This window comes from Micromonospora sp. NPDC005686 (assembly GCF_042871665.1).
GTDB lineage: Bacteria > Actinomycetota > Actinomycetes > Mycobacteriales > Micromonosporaceae > Micromonospora.
Genome location: NZ_JBIAIY010000011.1, coordinates 89,512 through 95,873, shown reverse-complemented (window position 1 = coordinate 95,873; position 6,362 = coordinate 89,512). Strand labels below are relative to the sequence as shown.

Sequence of the window (6,362 nt, the reverse complement as noted above, 5' to 3'; positions counted from 1 at the left end):
TCCCCCCCCCGAGGGCGGCCGGCGCGCCCGGCCCGCCGGGCGCCCCCCGGCCCCCCCCCCCCCCCCCCCCCCCCCCCCCCCCCCCCCCCCCCGCGGTCAGTCCTCCGCCAGCACGGTGAAGGTGAATCCGGTGCTCGTCGGACGGTTCAGCGGGATGTCGCACTTGACCCGCCGCAGCACCTCGGACCGGGTGAGGCCGAACCGGTGGGCGATGAGCCGGTCCGGGCGTACCGGCACCGGGTCGTCGAACGTGACGTTCACCTGCACCGGCCACCCGTCGAGCGGCACGACCGGCGCGTCCAGGCGCCACGCGCCGGTCCAGTCGAGGGTGAAGCGGCAGCGCCGGGCGAACGCCGGGTCCAGCAGTGTGGCCGCCACCAGACCGGGATCGTTGAGTTGATGGCCGTGCAGCTCAACGGGGTCGAACGAGCTGACCGTCGCCCGCTCGCGGACAGTGAGCTTGACGGTGCGGTCGCAGGACACGCAGTGCACCAGCAGCCACACGTCCAGGAGCTTGCCGTTGGCGTTGACCCTGAACCTGCCCCGGGCGGCGGTGGCCGACTCCGCCCCGCAGGTGACGCAGCGCAGCGACAGCAGCGGAAGGCGGGTCCGGCGCACGACCCAGGGCAGCACGATATGAGGTTGGGATGACATGGAGACCTGATCTCTGAAGACCTGACGCGAGGCCGATTACGCGCGGCCTCGGACGCTGTGGCCGGGCGCGCGAGGGCAGCCCGGGGAGCCGGCGCGCAACGGCCGGCTACAGGCGTGGGGAACGTGTCAGGTTCTAGAGAGCAGGAGGGGTCACGCGGAATCGTCCTTCTTCGCTGCGACAGAGGTGCGAGAAACGTACGGGACGCCGGAAACCGCGCTCAAGCCGTTTTCCGGCACCGCTGCGGTGCGTCACACATCACTTCACTCACTAAAACTTTGCACTCTATGCAAGATCCCTCGTAGAGTTCTGGCATGACCTCCGTTCAGGGCCGCCCCGGCCTGCGTGACCGCAAGAAGCGGCAGACCCGCGCCGCCCTCAGTGCCGCCGCACTGCGCCTGGTGGCCGAGCGCGGCATGGACCAGGTGACGGTGGAGGAGATCAGCGAGGCCGCCGACGTGTCGGCGCGTACGTTCTTCAACTACTTCCCCAGCAAGGACGAGGCGCTGCTCGGCGACCAGCCGACCGACCGCGAGGTGCTTGCCGCCCGCATCCTCGCCGCCCCGCCGGAGCTGTCCGCGTTCGACGCGCTGCGCCTGGCCTTCGACGACGTGGTCGAGACCGTCGAGGCCGACCGCGAGGTGTGGCTGCTGCGCCTGCGGGTGATCGCGGCGAACCCGTCACTTCTGCCGCGGCTGGTCAGCGGCAACGCCGAAACCGAGCAGGTGATCGTCGCGGCGGTGGCCGCCCGGCTGGGCCTCGACCCGTGCCACGGCCACCCGACGCTCGTCACCACTGTCGCCGGCGCGGTTCTCCGCACCGCCCTGATGCAGTGGGTCGAGCGACCCGACACGACGACGCTGCGCGAGCTGACCGCCGAGGCGTTCGCCGCCGTCGCCGCCGGACTGCCCGATCCGCGCTGACCCGTCCTTTCGTACCGGCCGTCGCGCTCGCGCGGCCGCTCGCCCGTGCACACGACAAGGAGTTCGATGACCACCGCCACTGTTCCGCCCGCCGAGACGAGTACGCGGATGTCGCGCCGGGAGGTCCTCCAGGCGTTGTCCGGCCTGATGGTCGGCATGTTCGTGGCGATCCTCGCCTCGACGGTGGTGGCGAACGCGCTGCCCCGGATCATCGCCGACCTCAACGGCAGCCAGACCGTCTACACCTGGATCGTCACCAGCGAACTGCTGGCGATGACCGCGACGGTGCCGCTGTGGGGCAAGATGGCCGACCTCTACAGCAAGAAGCTGCTGATCCAGCTGTCCCTGGGACTGTTCGTTGTCGGCTCGCTCGTCGCCGGCTTCAGCCCGAACGTCGAGGTGCTGCTGCTCAGCCGGGTCATCCAGGGCATCGGCGCGGGCGGCATGACGGCGCTCGCCACGATCGTCATGGCGGCCATGATCCCGCCGCGTGAGCTGGGCCGGTACGCCGGCATCTTCGGCGCCGTCTTCGGCGTCGGCACCATCGCCGGCCCGCTGATCGGCGGCGTCCTGGTCGACACGTCCTGGCTCGGCTGGCGTTGGTGCTTCCTGATCGGCGTTCCGTTCAGCCTGCTGTCCATCGCGCTGCTGCAGAAGACGCTGCACCTGCCGGTGGTCCGCCGCAAGGTCCGTATCGACTGGCTCGGCGCCCTGCTGATCACCTCGGGCGTGTCCACGCTGCTGATCTGGTCCTCGCTGGCCGGCAACAAGTTCGACTGGGCCTCCGGCTGGACCGCGCTGCTGGTCGGCGGCGGGCTGGCGCTGCTCGCGCTCGCCGTGTTCGTCGAGTCCCGTACCGAGGAGCCGATCATCCCGCTGGGCATCTTCCGCAACCGCACCGTCAGCCTCACCACTGTGGCCAGCATCCTCGTGGGTGTGGCGATGTTCGGCGGCACGGTGTTCCTGTCGCAGTACTTCCAGACCTCGCTGGGCAAGTCGCCGACGGTGGCCGGCCTGATGAGCCTGCCCATGGTGCTCGGCCTGCTGGTCTCCTCGACAGTGGCGGGCCAGCTCATCACCAAGTACGGCCGCTGGAAGATGTTCCTGGTAGCGGGTGCCGCGGTGATGACCGTCGGCATGCTGCTGCTGAGCACCATCGACGCGAACACGAGCGTGCCGGTGCTGTCGCTGCACATGGCGGTGCTGGGCGTCGGCGTGGGCATGCTCCTGCAGAACCTGGTGCTGGCTGCGCAGAACGACGTGCCGGCCGCCGAACTCGGCGCGGCCACCTCGGTGCTGACGTTCTTCCGCAGCATGGGCGGCGCGGTCGGCGTCAGCGCGCTCGGTGCCGTCCTGGCGAACCGGGTGACCTCGCTGACCGTCGAGCGGCTGGGGCCGGTCGCGGCCGGCGGCGGGTCGGCCGAGGTGCCGGACCTGTCCGCCCTGCCGGAGCCGGTGCTGCGGATCGTGCAGGACGTCTACGGCACCGCCACGTCGGAGATGTTCCTCATCGGCGCGCCCTTCGCCCTGCTCGCCCTGATCGTGGTGCTGTTCATCAAGGAGAAGCCGTTGAACACGCTCAGCGGCGACGAGCGCCGGGCCCGCGAGGAGGCGGCGGCCGCCGCCGGCACGCACTGAGGCGTCCGAGCGGGCGTGGGGCCGCCCCCGGGATCACCGGGGGCGGCCCCTTGGTGCGTACGGTCAGCGTCGGGTGCGGTCGTTGATCTCGGTGCCGGATTCGCCGGGCATGGCGCCGATCGCCTCCTCGGCGGCGCGTCCGCCGGTGCTCTCGTCGCCCTGCGTCAGCGAGCTGCGGGGCAGCCCGGCCAGGTGCGCCGGGTCCTCGATCGGCTGGGGCGGCCACTGGTCCTGCGTACCGTTCGTCACCCCGGCGCGGCGTAGCGCCTCGACCAGTTGGTCCGGCGACAGGCGGTCGACCTCCTGTATCCCGGCCCCGCGCGCAATCGCCTGCAGTGTCTTCAGGTCTTCGCTCACGAATGTCTCGGCCATGCCCGAGCCTTCCCGGCGCTCAAGACAAGGAAACCCGGCCTGCCGCCCTCACTCGTCGACCACGAAGTAGCGTCGGGCAAAACGGACATCGGGCACCGCCCACTTCATGATCGACCCGAATGGGAGGTCTGGTCAGCGGCGGGCGGGTTTACGGTCGGGGCGAGGGCGGCCGCGCTCGGGGTCGACGCCCACCTGCACGGCGAACGCCGGGTCCACGGCCAGCAGCGGCCGAGGGCCGAACAGCGCCATGCCGGTCAGCAGCGTGTCGGTGTCCCGGCCCTGCCAACTCGGGCGGCGCTCCGGGTCGAGGTCGGCGTGCTCGCGGCGCAGCTCTCGCAGCAGCCGGCGGGCGGCGGCGCCGGTCTCCGGCACCTCGGTCAGCCACCAGCCACCGAGCGCGGTGGCCAGGCAGCACAGCAGCAGCCCGGCGACCGAGGCCGGGCCGCCCGCGGAGCGCCCTTCGACCGCGCTGTCCACCAGCCGGGTCAGGCCGACCGCGGCAACCGCGAACAGCGGCACCGTACCCAGCGCGATCCGCCGCCGCTGCGCGCGGGTGAGCAGCCAGCCGTCGCGGACCAGCCGCCCGACCGTACGGCGCAGCGCCCGGCCGACGTCCGGGTCGGCGAGCACGGCCGCCCAGGTCTGCGGGCGGCGCAGCGCGGAGTGCAGGGCGCGCACCAGCGCGGGCGAACCGGCCGGGGGCCGCCCCTGCGCCTGCAGGGTGGCGAGTTCACCGACCTCGACCCCGTCGGCGCGGCGCAGCGCCGCCACTCCGACCTGGCAGGCCAGCAGCGCCCGGTCGGTCAGGTACGCCAACTCGACCCGGTCGGGCGTCGCGCCCCGGGTACGGCGGCCGGTCAATTCGCGTACCGCGAGGGCGATCACGACCGCCACGGCGACCGCGCCGAGGTAGTCGAGGAGGAAGATCGGCCCGCTGACTCCCCAGAGCATGGCGGCAAGTATCTCAGGCGCCGCGGCGTACCTCGATGTCCCAGATCTGGGGCCACGGACGCCGCGGGTCCCGGGCGGGTGTCGCCGGTGCGCAGCATGATGGACGGAAACCGTTAGCCGATGGGCCGGGCTGCGGCTAGCGTGCCTCACGATGTGGATCCGTGACTATGCCGACGCCGACTGGGACAAGGTCTGGCCGATCGTCTCCGACGTCCTCACCGCCGCCGACACGTTCGCGTACGACCCGGCATGGACGCCGGAGACGGCGCGCGAGGTGTGGGTGGAGCGCCCGCCGGGGCGTACCTCGGTCGCGGTGGACCACGACGGCGCGGTGCGCGGCACCGCGAAGATGGGCCCGAACCGGCCCGGGCCGGGGTCGCACGTGGCGACGGCGAGCTTCATGGTCGCGGCGGACGCCCGCGGGCGGGGCGTGGGCCGGGCGCTGTGTACGGAGGCGCTGGACTGGGCCCGCCGGCAGGGCTTCGCCGCGATGCAGTTCAACGCCGTGGTGGAGACCAACACGGCGGCGGTGGCGCTGTACCGGCGGCTGGGATTCACCGTGATCGGCACCGTGCCGGAGGCGTTCGCGCACCCGACGGGGAGACTGGTCGGGCTGCACGTCATGCACCGGCGGCTGTGAACGCGATCGGAAGTGACCTGGAGCGTCGCCACCGGGGCGGCGGCGGCCGGAAAACGCCTCGCCGGATCCGGTGGGTTGCTGACAGGCTGCCCGCTATGACCGCTCAAGCCCTCGCCGGTGCGCTCGCCGACGAACGCCGCCGGATCGTGTTCGCCGCGATCGTGCTCGGTGCCCGGGACGTGCCGGCCGTGGTGGCCCGTACCGGGCTGCCCGCCCGCGACGCCGCGGTGACCGTACGCCGTCTCACCGACGCCGGTGTGCTCGCCGACGACGGCGGCGGGCTGCGGGTCGACGCCGAACGGCTGCGCGAGTTCGCCCGGGCCGCGGCGGCGTCCCCGGCGACGCCGGCGGCGAACCCCCGCGAGACGCTCCTGCGCACCTTCCTGCGCGACGGCGTGCTGACCCGGCTGCCCGCGCAGCGGGGACGCCGCCGCGTCCTGCTGGAGCACATCACCGAGCGCAGCTTCGAGCCGGGGCGGCGCTACCCGGAGCGGGAGGTGGACGACGTGCTGCGCCGGTGGTGCGAGGGCGGCGAGGCCGACCACGTGACGCTGCGCCGCTACCTGATCGACGACATGCTGCTCACCCGCGAGCAGGGCGTCTACTGGCGGACCGGCCCGTGAGCGGCTGGAGCACGCAGGTCGTGCGCCCGGATGAGCCGGACGCGACGCTGATGCTGCGCGAGTACATGGCCGAGATGGTGCGCCGCTGGTACGCCCGCCCGGAGCAGCCCGGTGAGGTGGACGCCGCGCTGGCTGAGGACCCGAGCGACGGCCTGGCCCCGCCGACCGGGTTGCTGGTGCTGGCCCGCCGCGACGGACGGGTCGCCGGGTGCGCCGGGCTGAGGTGGGAGCCGGGCTGGGCCGAGATGACCCGGGTGTACGTGCGCCCGGAGCACCGGGGCGCCGGCGGCGGCGCGGTGCTGATCGACGCGATCGAGGCGTACGCGGTCGCCGGTGGAGCGGCGCGGATCCGGCTGGACACCCGCTCGGACCTGGTCGAGGCGCGCGCCCTGTACGCCCGGCTCGGCTACCGGGAGATCCCTGCTTTCAACAACGGCCCGTACGCGCAGCACTGGTTCGAGAAGACGCTTCCGAGCCGAGTTGACGACACGGCGGAGGCGCGCTAAAACAGAACCAGGAACTTGAGTCACCCGGACTCAACCTAAGACCTTGGGTCAGGAGAA

8 protein-coding genes are annotated in these 6,362 nt (G+C 72.6%); 5 read left to right on the top strand and 3 right to left on the bottom strand.

Features of this window, described 5'->3' with window-relative positions; genetic code table 11:
- Window positions 1–96 precede the first annotated feature (96 nt).
- Complete coding sequence (locus ACFYON_RS24100) at window positions 97–633, bottom strand: DUF1062 domain-containing protein (protein ID WP_387321052.1); 537 nt, start codon at window positions 631–633, stop codon at window positions 97–99.
- A 333-nt stretch (window positions 634–966) separates the two neighbouring features.
- Here ACFYON_RS24100 and ACFYON_RS24095 point away from each other — a divergent pair, with 333 nt between their 5' ends.
- Both ACFYON_RS24095 and ACFYON_RS24090 read left to right on the top strand, forming a co-directional pair.
- Entirely contained in the window at window positions 967–1,575 is a 609-nt protein-coding gene (locus tag ACFYON_RS24095) for a TetR family transcriptional regulator (RefSeq protein WP_387321050.1), read from the top strand.
- Window positions 1,576–1,641: 66 nt separating this feature from the next.
- Window positions 1,642–3,213, top strand: a complete 1,572-nt coding sequence (locus ACFYON_RS24090; protein WP_354869419.1) for an MDR family MFS transporter — start codon at window positions 1,642–1,644, stop codon at window positions 3,211–3,213.
- 63 nt (window positions 3,214–3,276) lie between these two features.
- On the opposite strand, the gene ACFYON_RS24085 is transcribed toward ACFYON_RS24090, so the two are convergent.
- Window positions 3,277–3,585, bottom strand: a complete 309-nt coding sequence (locus tag ACFYON_RS24085; protein WP_354869416.1) for a hypothetical protein — start codon at window positions 3,583–3,585, stop codon at window positions 3,277–3,279.
- A 132-nt stretch (window positions 3,586–3,717) separates the two neighbouring features.
- A complete protein-coding gene (locus tag ACFYON_RS24080; RefSeq protein WP_355047611.1) occupies window positions 3,718–4,536 on the bottom strand; it encodes a TIGR04222 domain-containing membrane protein in 819 nt (272 codons plus the stop codon).
- 151 nt (window positions 4,537–4,687) lie between these two features.
- On the opposite strand from ACFYON_RS24080, the gene ACFYON_RS24075 reads away from it, so the two are divergent.
- From ACFYON_RS24075 to ACFYON_RS24065, 3 genes are all read left to right on the top strand, one after another.
- Complete coding sequence (locus tag ACFYON_RS24075; protein WP_355047612.1) at window positions 4,688–5,176, top strand: GNAT family N-acetyltransferase; 489 nt, start codon at window positions 4,688–4,690, stop codon at window positions 5,174–5,176.
- A 95-nt stretch (window positions 5,177–5,271) separates the two neighbouring features.
- Window positions 5,272–5,799 (top strand): DUF2087 domain-containing protein, encoded by a 528-nt coding sequence (locus ACFYON_RS24070; RefSeq protein WP_355047613.1) that lies wholly within the window; start codon window positions 5,272–5,274, stop codon window positions 5,797–5,799.
- Window positions 5,796–6,305, top strand: coding sequence for a GNAT family N-acetyltransferase (locus ACFYON_RS24065; RefSeq protein ID WP_354869406.1), 510 nt, complete (start codon window positions 5,796–5,798; stop codon window positions 6,303–6,305). The genes ACFYON_RS24070 and ACFYON_RS24065 overlap by 4 nt, the downstream gene beginning before the upstream one ends.
- The last annotated feature ends 57 nt before the right edge of the window (window positions 6,306–6,362 follow it).